Origin of the sequence: Liquorilactobacillus vini DSM 20605, from assembly GCF_000255495.1 — a bacterium.
Lineage (GTDB): Bacteria > Bacillota > Bacilli > Lactobacillales > Lactobacillaceae > Liquorilactobacillus > Liquorilactobacillus vini.
Genome location: NZ_AHYZ01000167.1, coordinates 21,737 through 38,831, shown reverse-complemented (window position 1 = coordinate 38,831; position 17,095 = coordinate 21,737). Strand labels below are relative to the sequence as shown.

The window sequence follows — 17,095 nt, the reverse complement described above, 5'->3', positions numbered from 1 at the left end:
AAAAATCAGAGAGGGTGCCCTTTTTGGTTTTTTATTTTATTGTGAAATTACCTACAAAATCGAACGAAAGCTTTGAAGTTTGTGAATATGTTTGGAATCTGGTGACAAATCTGAGGACTCCTGAGTTTAAAATTTGTGAAAAAACTGATTTCAAGCCGAAAAAAGTAATTTTTTTGTGAAAATCAAGCAGATTATTGTTGTGCAAAACTTTTTTTGCGTTAGAATAGATTTAGATTCAGTTTTTCGGAACTAGATTAAATAGGGAGTGTTAGTATGGCAAATTTAAAAGGTGCGGATCTGCTAGTTAATGTATTAGTGGATTGGGGAGTAAAAACGGTTTATGGATTACCTGGCGATTCAATTGATACGACTGTGGATGCTTTGCGGCGGCAAAAAGATCAGGTCAAATTTATTCAAGTTAGACATGAAGAAGTAGCCGCTTTAGCAGCGGCAGCTGAGGCTAAGTATACTGGCAAATTAGGTGTTTGTTTATCAATTGGTGGCCCAGGTGCCATTCATTTACTTAATGGTCTATATGATGCCAAGATGGATCATGTTCCAGTTTTAGCACTTCTTGGTCAGGTAACCTCAAAATCTTTGAATGAGGGCTATTTCCAAGAAGTTAATACGGCTAAGCTCTTTGATGATGTAGCTGTTTTCAACCGTTCAATTTCTTCAGTCGATAACTTAGCTGAAGTTGTTGATCAAGCCGTTCGCAGCGCTTATGAAAATAAAGGCGTAGCTGTCTTGACGATTCCAGATGATATTCCAGATCAGAAATTAAAAACAGCTTATAAGTCTTCTGCCAAGGCTTTTGCTTTAAGCAAACCAGAAATTGATTCAAATCAATTAGATCAAGCTGCTGAGTTGATTCAGCAGGCTGTTAAACCAATCGTCTTATTAGGCGTTGGCGCTAAGGAATCAGCGGCGGGAGCTGCTATTCAACAGTTTGTGGAACAAAATAAGATTCCATTTATTGAAACATTGCCAGCGAAAGGTACAGTTGCGGATGATCACCCTAATTCATTGGGCAATGTTGGTAAATTAGGAACTAAACCGGCTTATGAAGCAATGAAGAGTGCGGACTTGTTGGTTTTATTAGGGACTAACTATCCATATCGTCCATATTTGCCTAATAAGGCACAAGCTAAATGTATCCAAGTTGACATTAAAGCGGAAAATCTTGGCAAACGTTACAGCGTTGATGTAGCTATTCAGGGCGATGTTGCTAAAGTTATTACCCAATTAAATCAAAAAGGCCAGTTGCGTTCAGACGATAAATTCTTGGATGCTTGTCAAAAGAATATGAGTAACTGGAACAAATGGATGCAAGCTAAACGTAAACTGGATACAGCGCCAGCATCACCGGAAAGTTTAGTTGCTTACATTGATGAAACAGCACCTGATAATATGGTTTATTCAATTGATGTTGGAACTTCAACATCTTGGAGTGCTCGCTATCTGCATGTAAAAAAAGATCAGCAATTTGCGATCTCTGCGTGGCTCGGTACTATGGGTTGTGGTTTGCCAGGAGCAATTGCTGCTCAAGTTGCTTATCCTGATCGCCAAGTCTTGACGCTGAATGGTGATGGTGCTTTTGCAATGGTGATGCAAGACTTTGTAACTGCTGTTAAATATAAGCTGCCCATTATCTGTGTGGTTTTGAACAATCAAAAATTAGCATTCATCGAATATGAACAACAGTCAGCTGGTCAACTGAATTACCAAATTGATCTGGCTGATTTGGATTATGCTAAATTTGCTGAAGCTTGTGGCGGGATTGGTTTTAACGTCAAAAGCAACGCTGAATTTAAGCAGGCGCTTGATAAGGCCTATAAAGTGACTGACAAGCCAGTTTTGATTAATGCTTATGTTCAAGATAATGCTCCATTGCCAGGCAAAATCGTCATGGATGAAGCTAAAGGCTACATGAAATTTGGTCAGGAGTATCTTGAAAATTATTGGAAGATTCCTGAATTACCTCCGTTAAAAGATATTATGCGGCAATTCTTCTAAAAATAAAGTTTAGCTGGAATAGCAGGTTTCGTTACGACGAGGCCTGTTATTTTATTTTTAGTTTTAAAATTGGTATGATAGTCAAAATTGGTGGTGGGAAAATGACAATTAAAATAGTTTTGCTAGGAGGATCCGGTTTTGTTGGTCAAGGAATATTAGAGCAGCTGGCTAAGGATCCGCAATTTGGCATCACTAGTATTTCTCGTTCAGGTGGAAGCTTACAATTAAAAGAAAAATTTCCGCAAGTTAAATGGCTGAGGGCAGATTTGCAAAAACAAACGCCCAAGTGGGTTGAAATCCTTGCTGATCAAGATTGGGTAGTTGATTTATTAGGAGTATTGTTGGCTAAAAACCAGCAAGCGTATCAGCAATTGACAATTAAGCCAATTTTACCGCTAGTAGCAGCAATTAAGGAAAATCGATCAGTAAAAATGCTGTTTGTATCAGCCCAAACTGCTCCAAGAGTGCTGAAAAATTATTTAGTTACTAAACGTGAAACTGAAAAAATATTAACTGAGCAACTGAAAACAAGAGCAGTCTTTCTTTATCCAAGCTTGATTTATCATCCTCAGCGTCAAAGCACTTGGATATTAGCTCAGTTGCTATTATTTGGTCAGCATTTACCATTGCTTGGCCACTACTTGGCAAAGTGGCAGCCGCTTTCACGCCAGCAGTTTGCCCTTGAAGTCAAGCATGTCTTGCTAGGGGGCAAAAGTCGGCTCTTGCAAAAATCAGTGACAATTTATTAAGCAATTAAATATCAAGTAAGTTTGACAATCCGTAAACTAGCTTTTAAGATGAATAGGATTAAGTTGATATTATAAAAGCAGTTTGGATGTGAATATATGAAAATCAAGGTCGCTGATTTTATCCACCAGGTGGAAAATGAAGATTACCAAGAAAAAGTGCTGCCACAAATAAAATTAACGGAAGCAGCTGATCAATCAGTTGTTTTACGACTCACCCAAAAATTAGTTGAGCAATTTGAAAAAATGTTGACAAAGCAAGCGTTGAGCCGACTCGAACAGCCGTTGAATTTTAATGGACAAACAGTTTCGATCCTGCTTGAAACGGGAATCATTAATCTGCCATTTGCCAATGTCAAGCATATTGATAATTTTTTTAATTTGGAAAAACAAACAGATGTGATAATTAATTTGATTGTTATTGCTGATAAAATTAATGCTTCAGGGTTACGGATCGATAGCTGTGGCATGGTTAGTGAAGCTGAACAAAAACAACAATCATTAGTTCAGAAAATTGCTCAGGTTTTGCAAACAGACTTGCAGCAAATATTTGAAAACAGTCGAGAAGCTAAAAACTAGTTGATTAGAAAAGAAAAAACAGCGTTGTTTGAAATACAACGCTATTTTTTTTAACAAAACCAACAAAATTTTCACGATTGCCGTAATTTAGGTTAATAGGCTATCAAAGATTGTTGAAAAAATGTTATGATATTACTTGTAATCTTGATGAAATGGGGAATGAAAATTTGACGGATGGTCAGCTAGCAATTAACTTGCTTATTATCCTAATTGTGTTTTTCTTTGCTGCTTTTTTTGTGGCGGCGGAATTTGCTTTAGTTCAAACTAGAAAAAGTGCCTTGGAGAGTGTCTTGGAAGCTGGCAAAGGAAACCGGCGCAAACTCTTGCGCGCATTAAAAATGGTGCAGAACTTAAATGAGTACTTGTCAACAACTCAAGTCGGAGTAACACTTTCGGGGATTATTCTCGGCTGGATCGGTGAAGAAACAATTGAATTGCTGATTGTTAATTTATTAAAGGTTACTCCGATCGAGCGCAGCGGTCTCAGCATTATTGGAGCGATTTTAGGAGTTTTATTGTTGACTTATTTAGAGGTTGTTTTAACCGAAATCGTTCCTAAGAACCTGAGCATTGATATGCCAATGAGAATGATGATGCGGGTTGTTAATCCCTTGCATTATTTCCATATCATTTTTTATCCATTTGTTAGATTGTTGAATGCTTCGGCTGGAGTAATCATTCATTTGATGGGACTCAAGCCGGCTGATGAAAGTGATGATGTTTTATCACAAGCTGAGATCCTGCGATTATCTCGGAATGCAGTCAGCGGAGGACAGCTTGACAAAAATGACCTGCTTTATATGCAAAGAGCCTTTGACTTTAACGATAAAGTTGCTAAAGATATCATGGTCGATCGGACTAGCTTGGAAGTTGTTGATATCACCGATACTGTCAAAACGGTAATCAATTATTATTTGCGCAAGGGTTTTAGTCGTTTTCCAGTGGTTGCTAATAATGATAAAGATCGGATCTTAGGTTACGTCTATATTTATGATTTGATTCGTCAGGCTCAAGTTGATGCTAATGTTCGTGTCAGCAAGTTATTGCGAACGATCATTACTGTTCCTGAAGTAACACCAATTCAAAAACTTTTGCAGCAGATGATCAGTAAAAAGACGCCAATCGTCGTTGTTTTAGATGAATATGGTGGAACAAGCGGAATTGTCACGGACAAGGATATTTATGAAGAGTTGTTTGGGGTCGTTAAAGATGAAATAGATGACGTTTCGAGTGAGTATATTATTAAAAATAAGAGTGGTTCTTACAAAGTTTCTGGTAAAACTACTTTATACGATTTTGAACGGTTTTTCCGTGCTAAAAATCGCAACTTTGATGAGTCAGATAGTGTTACGATTGCTGGTTATCTATTGGAAAATTATCAAATTAAGCAGGATATGGTAATTACACTAGGACAATTTGATTTAAAAATTACTGATTTTAACCGAAATTATATTGATTGGCTGGAAGTTCGCCGGCATGTTGAAGAAAATAAAGACACACCTCAAAATAATGAGCAAATTTCAAAGGAGAGTAATTAGGACTATGCGACATATTGTCAGCAAACGAATCGTTGTCAAAATTGGGACGAGTACCTTAATCCATCAAAATGGCAAACTTAATTTAAAAGCAATCGATCAATTATGCTATACCTTAAGTGGCTTAGTCAACGAAAACAAACAAATCGTTTTGGTTTCTTCTGGTGCGATCGGTGCGGGTTTAGGATTATTAGGGTTAGACAAACGTCCAGTTGCGATTCCTGAACAGCAGGCGGTCGCGGCAGTTGGACAAACGCAGTTGATGACCGTTTATCAGCAGCGTTTTGCAGTTTATGGTCAAAAAATCGGGCAAGTTTTATTAACTCATGATGTTGTCGACTATCCTAAAAGCCGGCAAAACGTCTTAAATACCTTTGAAAATTTATTAAAAAATAAAATAATTCCAATTGTTAATGAAAATGATGCTGTCGCAGTCGATGAATTGGATCACCATACCCGCTTTGGTGATAATGATCAGCTTTCAGCAATCGTTGCCAAAATGATTGGGGCTGACCTTTTGATCATGTTATCAGATATTGATGGCTTTTTTGATAAAAATCCCCGTAAATATGCTGATGCCAGCTTAATCAAACGAGTTAAACAGATTAATGCGGCGACTTTCGCTCAAGCAAGTGGGCATGGCACTAAATTGGGTACTGGCGGAATGTTGACTAAGCTCCGGGCAGCTAAGTTACTAATGGCTGCAGGTGGCTCAGTAATTTTAGCCAATGGTGCTAATCCATCGATTATTTTTAAATTAGTTGCCGGTCAAGAACTAGGTACGCTTTTTCAGGCTTAGGCTTAGTTAAGGAGGAAATCAATGGTAGTTTATGATTTAGAAAAAATTGGTTCACAAGCAGCACACGCAGCTTTTATTTTGAGTCAGTTAACAACTGTTCAGAAGAATCAAGCTTTGTTAGCACTTGCGCAAGAGTTAAGAGAACAAGCAGCATCAATTATAGCCGCCAATGAAACTGATCTGCAAGCTAGTCAAAAATTACCAAGTAAGTTTCTTGATCGTTTACGTTTGACTCCTGAGCGAATCGAACAAATGGCAGTGGGGATTGAACAAGTTGCCCAATTGCCGGACCCAATTGGTGAAGTTACGCGTGGCTGGGTGAATCATGCTGGTTTGCAAATTGTTCAAAAGCGAGTTCCTTTAGGTGTTGTGGGAATTATCTATGAGGCTCGGCCTAATGTAACTGCTGATGCTGCTGCTTTATGTTTTAAGTCAGGGAATGCTGTTGTTTTGCGTGGTGGTAAAGAAGCAATTCGGACTAATTTACAAATTGGTCAAATCTTGCGCACAGCTTTGCAAAAATTAGCTTTGCCAATGGATGCTATTCAGGTAATTAGAGATACCTCACATGAAACAGCTAATCAGCTGATGCAATTAACCAAGTATATAGATGTTTTGATCCCGCGGGGCAGTTCTCGGCTGATTCAAGCGGTAGTTCAACATGCAAAAGTTCCAGTAATTGAAACTGGTGCTGGTAATTGTCATGTGTTCGTTGATCAGACGGCTGATTTTGCTATGGCTGAAAAAATTATTCTCAATGCCAAATGTCAACGCCCAGCGGTCTGCAATGCAATGGAAAAATTGTTGGTTCATGAAAAAGCGGCGGCTGAATTTTTGCCGCAAGTAGCTGCTAAGTTGATAGCTGCTGGGGTTGAGTTACGTGGTGATGCTCAAGTGCAGCAACTCTTAGGCCAGCAAGTGATTCCTGCAACTGCCAGTGATTGGGATACCGAATATAATGATTTGATCTTGGCAATCAAAATCGTTCCTTCGCTAACAGCCGCAATTGATCACATTAATCAGCATGGAACCAAGCATTCTGAGACGATTATTACTAATGATTATCAACGAAGTCAAGAGTTTCTAGCTAAGGTCGATGCGGCTGTTGTTTATGTCAATGCTTCGACACGCTTTACTGATGGTTTTGAATTTGGTTTTGGAGCCGAAATTGGTATTTCAACGCAAAAACTTCACGCGCGAGGGCCAATGGGATTAGTTGAATTAACGACAACTAAGTATCAGGTTCGCGGCACGGGACAGATTCGTCAGTAGACCAATAAAAAAGATAGAATTTACCTTTTGATTTGATTATAATTATAGTAAATAAATTATTTTTTGGAGGCAGTCATGAGCAGAAAACAGGCGGGATCGGCCTTAAAATTATTCGCTTTGAATTCAAATTTACCATTGGCACAAAAAATTGCCGATGAATTGCAGGTATCTTTATGTCAGGCAACTGTTAAGCATTTTAGTGATGGTGAGATTCAAATCAGCATCAATGAAAGTATTCGCGGATCAGATGTTTTCGTGATCCAATCAATTTCCGACCCAGTCAATGAAAACTTTATGGAATTAATGATCATGATTGATGCTTTAAGAAGATCAAGTGCCGGGACCATTAATATTGTAATTCCTTATTATGGTTATGCTCGTGCTGATCGCAAAGCTCGGCCACGTGAGCCGATCACCGCTAAGCTAATTGCTAATTTCTTGCAAATGGTGGGTGCCGATCGGGTAGTGACGATGGATCTGCATGCAGGTCAATTACAGGGCTTCTTTAATATCCCGGTTGATCATTTATTAGGAATTTTTGTTCAGGCCAGGTACTTTACCCAAGCTGGTATTAAAGATGACGTAGTGGTCGTTGCTCCAGACCATAACGGTGTTAAAGCTGCTCGTAACTTAGCAACTTTATTGAAAGCGCCAATTGCCATTGTTGATAAACGCGGTGATGAAGATCAGTCGATCCTCGATGATCAAGTCACGATTATTGGTGATGTTAAAGGTCGCCGGTGCATCGTTTTTGATGATATGATTGATACTGGCCGCAAAATGGCCTTGGCTGCGCGCTCACTCAAAGCTGCTGGGGCAACTGATATCTATGCTTGTGCAACTCATCCAATTTTTTCAAAGGGTGCAGTTGAACGCTTGCAGGATTCAGAATATACACAGGTTGTGGTGAGTGATACGATTCAAATTCCTGAAGAAAAACAATTTGCTAAATTAAGGGTTCTTTCTGTTTCAAAGACCTTTGCTAAGGCAATTGATTTAATTTATCATAATCAGTCAGTTGATTCTTTATTCACTAAACAAAATCTTTAATGGAAATTAAAAGGAGAGCGAGACATGCTTGATTATTTGCACCAAACAGTTTGGCAAAGTCAACTTTATCAGCACTTTTCTTTCAATGAGGGGCAAAAACGATTGCTATCGGTAAAATTGGCATTGCCTGAGATCCAAAAACAGCATTCGTGAGCAGTTTTTAATTATTTAGGCTCGTTAACTACCCCAACCATTGACGCGGGGAGTTGAATGGTGGGTCTTCCAGCGACCATTGTCAGCCGCTAAATTTCAGCTGCAACAGCTTCATCAGCAATTTTTGCAAGCTAATGCCCGGCAAGTCCAGCCACGATCGTCGCGGCCAATTATCTTGTATACTGAACCTAATCTAAAATGAATGAAGGTATAATTATGGAAAAAGATATTCTACCAACTGACTTAGCACAATTGAAAAAGAAGTTTGCAGCTCAAAAGCAAGCTCAAATTCTCGCGCGGACGGTCCAAAAAAATGGAGTGGCCGCTGCAAGTGAGAATTATGCTGCTCGGCAGAATCTGAACCAAGTTTTTTCAGTTGAAGTCAAGACTGGTAAAGTTACTAATCAGAAAAAAAGCGGTCGTTGCTGGCTGTTTTCAACCTTAAATACTTTGCGGCATCAATTTGCTGAGAAATATCAAGTTAAGGATTTTCAATTGTCCCAAAATTACAATTCATTTTACGATCGTTTGGAAAAAGCTAATAAGTTTTATGAAAGTGTGCTTGAAACAGCTGCGTTGCCTTTAGCTGATCGGCGAGTAATGAATCTTTTTGACGAACCAAATAGTGATGGCGGTCAGTGGTCCAATGCAGCGGCCTTGATCAATAAATATGGAGTTGTTCCGCAAGCAGTCATGCCAGAAACATATAATAGTGAAAATACAGCTGAGATTAATGATGCTTTGAACTTGAAGCTGCGCAAAGATGGACTAGCTTTAAGGGACGCCAAAGAAAGCGGGCAGAGCGCTGAAGAACTTCGGCAGTTAAAAATGGAATTTTTGAGTGTTGTTTATCGAATGCTCGTGTTTGCCTTTGGCGAGCCGCCTACTGAATTTGATTTTGAATATCGTGATGATCAAAAGGAATATCATTATGATCAAAAGCTAACCGCGCAGCAGTTTTTTCAAAAATATTTTACCTGGGACTTTGATGATTATGTTTGTTTGACGAATGCACCTGATCATCAACTCGGGCAAGTTTATGGCCTGCCGAGTGAAGATTATATTTTTGACGGCCAAAAAATTGCTTTTGTTAATACTGAAATCACGGCTTTGAAACAGGCAGCCATTGCTCAGTTAAAGGCTGGACTGACGGTTTGGTTTGGCAATGATGTTTTAAAAGCTTCAGATCGCCAGCAGGGGATTTTAGCGCCAGAATTTTATCAGCGTGGTGAATTATTTGGAGCGGATTTAGATCTTTCTAAAGCAGATCGGTTGCGAAGTCGCGAGGCGGCAGTTTCGCATGCAATGACTTTAGTCGGTGTTGATCTAGTTGCTGGTCGGCCGACAAAATGGAAGGTAGAAAATAGCTGGGGTGAAAAAAATGGCCAGCAAGGGTATTTCATAATGAGTGATCGCTGGTTTGATGATTTTGTTTATGAAGTAATCGTAAAAAAAGAATTCCTACAGTCTAAAGAGTTGGCAATTTTACAACAGACACCAATTAATTTGGCACCATGGGATTCGTTGGCATAAGTTTTCGGTGGGGCAGTTGATGATTTCAGCTGCTTTTTTTGTAGGCTCAAGCACGTGCGAAGAGTTGATTGATGATAAAATAAAAGCAGCAAAGGAGAATGCAAGATGAGCGTAAATTTTTATTTTGGGAAAGCTTCTTGTGATCATCATCACTTTTTGATTGATCGTTTAGCTCAAAAAAGCCGTGTTGATCCGCAAGGCCACTTCTTTTACCTGGTACCAAATCACATTAAATTTGCTGCTGAAGTTAAAGTTTTAAAACAGTTGCGCCAAACATCCGGTAATCAAGGACTTTATGCACAAAAAAATGTCCAAACTTTTTCCTTCACTCGTTTAGCCTGGTATTTTTTAAAAGACACACCGATCTTTAAAATTCCCCGATTGTCAAAAGCCGGCAATCAAATGCTGGTGGCTGCAATCTTACAAGACAAACAGGCTGAGCTGACGATTTTTAAGGCTAACCAAGTACAGATCGGTTTTGTCAGTCAATTAGCTGCCCAGTTAAGCGAACTACAGCAAAATCTGGTGACAACGGCAGAATTGACTCAATTAGCTAAGTCGCCGCTGTCAGCAAATTTGCAGGCTAAGCTGCATGATTTAACGTTGGTTTATCAGGAATACCAGCAAAAAAGCCAGCAGCAATTTATTGGAAATGAAGGAGTTTTGAATTTATTGGCCGAAAATCTGCAACAGCGTGATTTAAGCCATGATTATTTTTATATTGCTGGTTTTTCTCATTTTAACCAGCAAGAAAGACAATTGGTTGAAGTCTTGATCAAAAAAGCCGCAGAAGTCAATCTAGCTTTAGTTGGTGATCGAGAAAGCTTTTTGACTAAGCAGGATCCCAATTCACTATTTTATCGTTCCAGTTGTCTTTATCAAGCTTTGGCGCGCTCCCAAGCTTCGGTCAAACTGTTGCCGATTACCAATGCTCCTAAAACTGAATCGACTTCCCTATTGAACCTGGAAGATTATTGGATTCGTAACTCACGCTTGGAGTTTGTTCCAACATCAGCTGCTCAGTCGACTGATTCACTGCAACTTTTTAAAGCGGCTGATCGGCAAACGGAAGTCCGGCAAGTGGCAATCAAAATTCGTCAGCTTTTGCAGCAAGAACAGGGACATTATCGTGATTTCGTCGTTATGACAAGGCATTTGGATTTATATCGCAATATCATTGAACCAATTTTCCAACAAGCTGGGATCCCATTTTTTATTGATCTTCAACATGAGATGAGTTCGCATCCGTTAGTTGAATTGATCAGTGCTTTATTTGATATTCAAGCGAATCATTATCAATACGATGATGTGATGCGCTTATTAAAGACTGAACTCTTATTGCCACAAACTGCCACTGGGCAACCGCTGGATTTGGGAGAGTTTCGTGACTGCTTGGATTTGACAGAAAATTGGATTTTAAAAACCGGCTTAAATGGATCGGCTTGGTTGCAGTCAGCCGACTGGCAGGTCTTTCGTTTTGAAACGACTGATACGGACCAAGTTTTGACCAGCCAACAAGAAAAACAGACTCAGCAAGTCAATCTGATCCGTCATTTTGTGCAAGCAACGCTCCCCCCCTTTTTTGAAAAATTAATGCAAGCTCATACTGGACGTCAGGCAGCTGAGATTTTAGTCAATTTTTTAGTTGAAACTGGAGTTGCCCGCCAATTGCTGACTTGGCGTGATCAAGCCATTGCTGCCGGGGATTTGGCTGCGGCCAGCCGTCCAGAAGAAGTTTGGAACACCTTTGTCCAAATGCTTGATGAATATGTGTTAATTTTTGGTGATCGGCCGGTTGAGTTAGAGTTATTTAAAGAACTTCTCTTGAATGGCTTTGCTGGTGCTCAGTATAGCCAAGTGCCATCCACCCTTGACCAGGTTACGATCACTGAAACTGGGATGGCCCAACTGCAAAATGCTCAGACGGCCTTTTTGATCGGAGCAACGAGTGCAGTTATGCCAGATCAAACGACTCAGCCGGCATTATTATCAGACAGTGATCGGTTGCAGCTGGCTGATTATTTGCCGCTTGAACAGGCTGATTTAGCACAAACCAGCAATATCCAATTAGCTAGTGAAAGCTATCTGGCCTACTTGGCGTTTATGCTGCCAAAAAAACGCTTGGTCTTGTCGTATCCGCAACAAGAAAGTGATGGTCAGGAATTAAAAGCCTCACCATATTTGAAACAGTTGGCAGCTCAATTTGCGCTGGATTGTCCACTGATAGCAGCCGAACCGCCAGCTGGGATCTCTGTGACAGATTTCGGCCGCTTTTTTGTAGGTAATTCCCGGACAACGCTCAGTCAGCTGCTAAACTTGGCCCGCAAGAATCAAAAACAGCTGCCTCTTAGTTTTCAGCCCTTAGCTAAGTGGTTGAAGCAAGACCCTCAAGTTGGCCAGCTGGCTAAGCGGGTTTTTGCCAGTTTGAGTTATCGTAATGTCCCGGAAAAGCTTCAGCCAAAGATTGTGGATGGCTTATATGGCAAAACGATCAATACGTCGATTTCTAAACTGGAAGAATTTTATACTAATCAGTATGCTTATTTCTTAAAATATGGTTTGCGATTGCAGGAGAGGGATGTCTTTGAACTTTCGCCGGCTAATACAGGTGAGTTCTTCCATGCAGCCTTAGATCATTTGCATCGCAATTTAGCAGCCCAGCACACGAGTATTGCAGAAATTTCGTCTCAGCAGCTCCAACAACAGATTCGCTCCATTACCCAGGAGCTATTGCGGCTGCCGCAGTTTCAGATCTTGAACAGTTCCAATCGCATGCAGTATTTAAGCCGACAATTAGCCAAAACAATTCGGCAGGTTAGCTGGACAATCCATCAGCAGTTGCAGCGTTCACAAGTACGGCCTTTTAAAACTGAAGTCTTGTTCGGACAAGTTGGCAGTCAAGAAGGTTTGCGGCCTTTGGAGTTTCAGCTTTCGCAACAGCATGCAGTCAGAGTGCGTGGCAAGATTGACCGAATTGATCTGCTGCAAAAGGATCAGCAAACTTATTTGGGGATCGTCGATTATAAATCAAGTCAGCATAAGTTTAATTTTCGCGATGCATATTACGGTGTTTCTTTGCAGATGCTGACCTACTTGGATGCTTTGATTAAGAATTTTGATTTGTTGTTGCCAAAGATGCAGCCCGACCCTGCTGGGGCAGTTTATCTGCATTTACAAGATCCTAAGTTGGACTTAAAAGATGTCTTGCAAACGCCCTTTGAACAGGCTTGGTTGAAGAAAAATAAATACGAGGGGCTTTTATTAGCCGAGCCAGAGCTGCTGGAACTGTTAGATCAAGAATTGACTCAAGATAAGTCCGGCGTCTCGCTGGTTTATCCTTTTCGGCGAAGAAAAGACGGCAGTTACGCAGCAACCGGCAAGAATGATCCGCAGCTGATTACTAAAAATCAGTTGAAATTATTGTTGTGGCATAATGAACTATTGATCCAACAAGCAGCGGCCAAGATTTTTAGTGGCGACTTAGCAATCGATCCGGTTTTATGGCCAGATAAGCGGTCAGCTATGCAATATTCACCTTTCAAGGCTATCATGCAGTTTGATGCAATGCTGGCGGAAAATAATTACCATCAGCTTAGTAAAATGTCAGCCGCTGAGGTTTTAGAAAAGATTCAAGCTGAAAGGAGCAAATAAACTTTGTCTGAAAAAATCAATTATACTCCCCAACAGCAGGCAGCGATCCAAACAAGCGGGAAAAACATACTAGTTGCCGCTTCAGCGGGGTCAGGGAAAACCAAAGTCTTAGTGGAACGTGTTTTAAATCTGCTTCAACAGCAAGTCGGGATTGATCGGTTATTAGTGGTAACTTTCACGAAAGCAGCTGCGGCGGAAATGAAAGAACGGATCGAACAGGCTCTGCAGGCAGAACTGGCTCAGTTAAACAGTAAAGATGTTCAACGCAAACAGTGGTTATTACAGCAGCGTTTAAAATTAAAGACGGCGGATATCAGCACGATTGATGCCTTTTGTTTGCATTTAGTCCAGCAATATTATTACGTAATCCATTTAGATCCGGTTTTTCGGCAGTTAACGGATGAAACTGAACGGCAGCTGCTGGCAGAAGATGTCTGGGCGCAAGTACGTGAAAAAAGATATGGTCAGCAACGCCCAGCATTTGAACAGTTGACGCAGAACTTTTCGAATGATCGCAGCGATGACGGCTTAAGTGCAGTTGTGATGAAGGTTTTTGAATATGCTAATGCCCAGCCGCAGCCGATTGCTTGGGTCAAAAAGCTGCCAGCTGCTTATGCTTGGCCGCAAACTGGTGGTTTTCAACAAAGCAGTTTTTATCAAAAACAGTTAGCACCGCTCTTGCAAGCTAAATTGACAACGATTGAACGGCAGCTTGGGGTACTAGAACAACAGGCAACTGAAAATGGCTTAAAAAAATTTGCGGCCGCAGTTACAACCGATCAGCAACAAGTGACGGAGTTAAAACAGCAGCTGCAGACAGTCAGCTGGGATACTTTGCAGGCAGCTGTTTGGGATTTTAAGCCGGCTCGCTCGGCAGCACAAAAATTAACTGATGAGCAAAAACTAGTCAAGAAGCAACTGACAACACAACGGCAAGCTTTAAAGAAAGAATTTGAAAAACTGAGAACTGGCTTTTTCAGTCAAAATGAAACCCAACTGCAGCAAGTTGCGCATCAGGCACAGCAGCTGGTAGCTGAATTGAGTCAAACGGTCTTAGACTTTATGACAGCGTTTCGCCAAGCTAAGCAACAGCGGCAGCTCTTGGATTTTAGTGACATTGAGCACTTAGCTTATCAGATCTTAACAACTCGAACACCAATCGGTCAACAGGTCAGAACTGATTTGCAGCAGCATTATCAAGCAATTATGATTGATGAATATCAAGATACTAATCAGCTGCAAGAGGCAATTCTGCAAGCCATTGCGCAGACTCAGCCTGGCAATCTTTTTATGGTTGGTGATGCTAAGCAATCGATTTATGGGTTCCGCCAGGCTGATCCAACCATGTTCTTAGAAAAATTTCACAGCTATCAGCGAACTCCAGCCTTGGGTCAGTTGATTACTTTGCCGGACAATTTTCGTTCCAGTAAAACGATCGATGAATTTAACAATTTAATTTTTTCCCAATTAATGGATGAAAGAATTGGTGGGATCAACTACTATCAAACTGCACAATTGAAATATGGAGCTAAGTATTATGATGATTTACCAACAGATCCAGTTGAGATTTTGTTGTATACCGATCAAACCCAAGCGACATCGGCTCAAGCGTCATCAGCGATGGAGCCTTATCAGTCAGATTTTTCAGCAGAGAGTTTAACTCAAGGCGAGATTCAACTCATTGGCAAACGAATCTTGAAATTAAAACAGCAGCCTTTGCAAATCAAGACAGTTGTGGCAGGAAAAACCATTGTTCGCCCAATTGAGTATCAAGATATTGCACTGTTGGTGCCAACTAGGAATAATAATTTAATGATTCTCGATGAGTTTCAGCGATTAGGAATTCCTGTTATGATCAAAGACGCTCAAAATTATTTTCAGACTATTGAAATTCAAATCATGGTTTCTTTCTTGCAGATCATTGATAATCCATATCAAGATATCCCGCTTGTCAGTGTTTTGCGTTCACCAATCGTCGGTTTGAAAGAAAATGAGCTAGCTTATTTGCGGATCAATGATCGGACCGATGATTATTACACGTCGGTTTTACATTTTTGGAAAAATTTTGATCCAGCACAAGCTAATGATTTTAGTCAGCGTTTATATCAAAAAATTGATTGGTTCATCCAGCTTTTGCAGGACTTGCGGACCTTTGCGCGCCGCAACGAATTGGCAGCTTTAATTTGGCGGATCTATGATAAAACTGGTTTTTTGGATTATGTTGGCGGGATGCCGGGAGGAACCCAGCGTCAAGCTAATTTGCATGCGCTGTATCAGCGGGCCAGTGTTTATGAGAAAATGAGTTATCGAGGATTATTTCAGTTCATTCGCTTTATTTTGCGAATGCAGCAGCAACAGCATGATTTAGCTGCTGCTCCAGCTCAAGCAACCTTAGATGCGGTTCAGGTAATGACGATTCATGGCAGCAAAGGCTTGGAGTTTCCAGTTGTTTTCTTGATTAATGCAACCCATCAAATCAATCAGCAAGATTTACGCCGCAGCTACCAGCTTAATCAAATAGGTGGCATTGGCATTACCTGGCTTAATCCAAAGACGCGAGTCAAAGTTCCAACCTTACCAAAGTTATTGTTTGATGATCAAGCTCAAATTAAACTAGCAGCTGAGCAGATGCGACTGTTGTATGTTGCCTTAACGCGAGCTAAGCAAAAGTTGATCATTACTGGTGCTTATGCTGATCCGCAACTGGCAATCAGTACTTGGACAGCAGCTCAAGCTAGTTCTCAGCTGCTTTTGCCGACTAATATCCGGCAAAAAACCAGTTCCTTGATGGATTGGATCGGAGCCAGTTTGATTCGTCATCCCGATTTTAAAGCTCTAGCGTCCGACAACCAGCCATTAATCAGGCAGTTACCGCAGTTAACAGGGTTTGAAACCAGTTTTTTGTTGAAATGGATCACCCCAGATCAATTGGCAATTGAACCTAAGCAGCAGCCCAGTCAGTCATTATCGCACATTTCGTCAGCTGATCAGCAGCAATTAAACGCAATTAAGCAGCAATTGAGTTACGTTTATCCTGATTGGCAGCTGACTCAAACAACAGCGTATCAGTCGGTTTCGGAAATCAAACGGTTATTTAATGATCCTGATGAAAAAGAATTGGATTTTATGGAGGTGGATCGGCCGACACCGCCCGCTCGCGCCCGCCGGCTGGTTTCAAATGATTTGCGGTTGCCACAATTTATGACAACAGCCAAGCAGCCAGTGGCTACGCAAATTGGGACAGCAGTTCATTTAGTCTTGCAAAAGATTTCTTTAAGTCAGTCACCGACGCAAGAATCACTGGAGGCCCTAATTCAGCAGTTGACTAATCAAGGTCTGATCGAATCATCAATTGCTGGTCAGATTGATCGTCAGCGAATCCTGAATTTTTTTGCCAGTTCTTTAGGAAGACAGCTATTAGCTCATCCGCAACAAGTTGAACGAGAAATTCCCTTTTCATTATTGTTGCCAGTTGCGAAAAAGTCGGCTGACATCTTGGTTCATGGTATCATTGATGGCTTTTTGTCAACCGTTGATCAAGTATTGCTGTTTGATTATAAAACAGATTTTGTTTTGCCACATGATCAAACCAAACAGCAGCAAATCTGTGAACGTTATCGGGGACAATTGAATTTGTACAGCCAAGCATTAGAAAAAATTTTGCAGCGACCAGTTAACCATAAGTATCTCTATTTACTGGCAGCCGATCAATTAGTCGAACTTTAGTTAGCTATTTTCCGATCAACTTTGTCGTGATGGTG

At 40.6% G+C, this 17,095-nt stretch carries 12 protein-coding genes; all 12 read left to right on the top strand.

The window, feature by feature from the left end; all coding sequences use genetic code 11:
• Window positions 1–273: 273 nt before the first annotated feature.
• The 12 genes from ON15_RS09095 (at window position 274) to addA (ending at window position 17,060) form a co-directional block, all read left to right on the top strand.
• A complete protein-coding gene (locus ON15_RS09095; RefSeq protein WP_010581177.1) occupies window positions 274–2,016 on the top strand; it encodes a pyruvate oxidase in 1,743 nt (580 codons plus the stop codon).
• A gap of 101 nt (window positions 2,017–2,117) precedes the next feature.
• Window positions 2,118–2,765, top strand: a complete 648-nt coding sequence (locus ON15_RS09090; RefSeq protein ID WP_010581176.1) for an NAD-dependent epimerase/dehydratase family protein — start codon at window positions 2,118–2,120, stop codon at window positions 2,763–2,765.
• Window positions 2,766–2,861: 96 nt separating this feature from the next.
• Entirely contained in the window at window positions 2,862–3,341 is a 480-nt protein-coding gene (locus tag ON15_RS09085; RefSeq protein WP_010581175.1) for a hypothetical protein, read from the top strand.
• Window positions 3,342–3,508: 167 nt separating this feature from the next.
• Window positions 3,509–4,879, top strand: a complete 1,371-nt coding sequence (locus ON15_RS09080) for a hemolysin family protein (RefSeq protein ID WP_050999221.1) — start codon at window positions 3,509–3,511, stop codon at window positions 4,877–4,879.
• A gap of 4 nt (window positions 4,880–4,883) precedes the next feature.
• Complete coding sequence (gene proB, locus ON15_RS09075; RefSeq protein ID WP_010581173.1) at window positions 4,884–5,675, top strand: glutamate 5-kinase; 792 nt, start codon at window positions 4,884–4,886, stop codon at window positions 5,673–5,675.
• A gap of 21 nt (window positions 5,676–5,696) precedes the next feature.
• Window positions 5,697–6,947, top strand: a complete 1,251-nt coding sequence (locus ON15_RS09070; RefSeq protein WP_010581172.1) for a glutamate-5-semialdehyde dehydrogenase — start codon at window positions 5,697–5,699, stop codon at window positions 6,945–6,947.
• 75 nt (window positions 6,948–7,022) lie between these two features.
• Window positions 7,023–7,997 carry a ribose-phosphate diphosphokinase gene (locus ON15_RS09065; protein ID WP_010581171.1) on the top strand — a complete coding sequence of 325 codons (975 nt, stop codon included), beginning with the start codon at window positions 7,023–7,025 and terminating at the stop codon, window positions 7,995–7,997.
• Window positions 7,998–8,021: 24 nt separating this feature from the next.
• On the top strand, window positions 8,022–8,150 hold the full coding sequence (locus ON15_RS12170; protein WP_268869598.1) for a hypothetical protein: 129 nt from the start codon (window positions 8,022–8,024) through the stop codon (window positions 8,148–8,150).
• A gap of 40 nt (window positions 8,151–8,190) precedes the next feature.
• Complete coding sequence (locus tag ON15_RS11815; RefSeq protein WP_156397521.1) at window positions 8,191–8,352, top strand: hypothetical protein; 162 nt, start codon at window positions 8,191–8,193, stop codon at window positions 8,350–8,352.
• A 14-nt stretch (window positions 8,353–8,366) separates the two neighbouring features.
• Window positions 8,367–9,683 carry a C1 family peptidase gene (locus ON15_RS09060; RefSeq protein WP_010581170.1) on the top strand — a complete coding sequence of 439 codons (1,317 nt, stop codon included), beginning with the start codon at window positions 8,367–8,369 and terminating at the stop codon, window positions 9,681–9,683.
• 105 nt (window positions 9,684–9,788) lie between these two features.
• A complete protein-coding gene (locus ON15_RS09055; RefSeq protein ID WP_010581169.1) occupies window positions 9,789–13,334 on the top strand; it encodes a PD-(D/E)XK nuclease family protein in 3,546 nt (1,181 codons plus the stop codon).
• A gap of 3 nt (window positions 13,335–13,337) precedes the next feature.
• A complete protein-coding gene (addA, locus tag ON15_RS09050; protein WP_010581168.1) occupies window positions 13,338–17,060 on the top strand; it encodes a helicase-exonuclease AddAB subunit AddA in 3,723 nt (1,240 codons plus the stop codon).
• Window positions 17,061–17,095 lie beyond the last annotated feature (35 nt).

What these genes read in the sequence shown, in the direction of transcription:
- ON15_RS09095 (WP_010581177.1), top strand. Translation starts at nt 274, where the DNA reads ATGGCAAATTTAAAAGGTGCGGATCTGCTAGTTAATGTATTAGTGGAT.
- ON15_RS09090 (WP_010581176.1), top strand. Translation starts at nt 2,118, where the DNA reads ATGACAATTAAAATAGTTTTGCTAGGAGGATCCGGTTTTGTTGGTCAA.
- ON15_RS09085 (WP_010581175.1), top strand. Translation starts at nt 2,862, where the DNA reads ATGAAAATCAAGGTCGCTGATTTTATCCACCAGGTGGAAAATGAAGAT.
- proB (WP_010581173.1), top strand. Translation starts at nt 4,884, where the DNA reads ATGCGACATATTGTCAGCAAACGAATCGTTGTCAAAATTGGGACGAGT.
- ON15_RS09070 (WP_010581172.1), top strand. Translation starts at nt 5,697, where the DNA reads ATGGTAGTTTATGATTTAGAAAAAATTGGTTCACAAGCAGCACACGCA.
- ON15_RS09065 (WP_010581171.1), top strand. Translation starts at nt 7,023, where the DNA reads ATGAGCAGAAAACAGGCGGGATCGGCCTTAAAATTATTCGCTTTGAAT.
- ON15_RS12170 (WP_268869598.1), top strand. Translation starts at nt 8,022, where the DNA reads ATGCTTGATTATTTGCACCAAACAGTTTGGCAAAGTCAACTTTATCAG.
- ON15_RS09060 (WP_010581170.1), top strand. Translation starts at nt 8,367, where the DNA reads ATGGAAAAAGATATTCTACCAACTGACTTAGCACAATTGAAAAAGAAG.
- ON15_RS09055 (WP_010581169.1), top strand. Translation starts at nt 9,789, where the DNA reads ATGAGCGTAAATTTTTATTTTGGGAAAGCTTCTTGTGATCATCATCAC.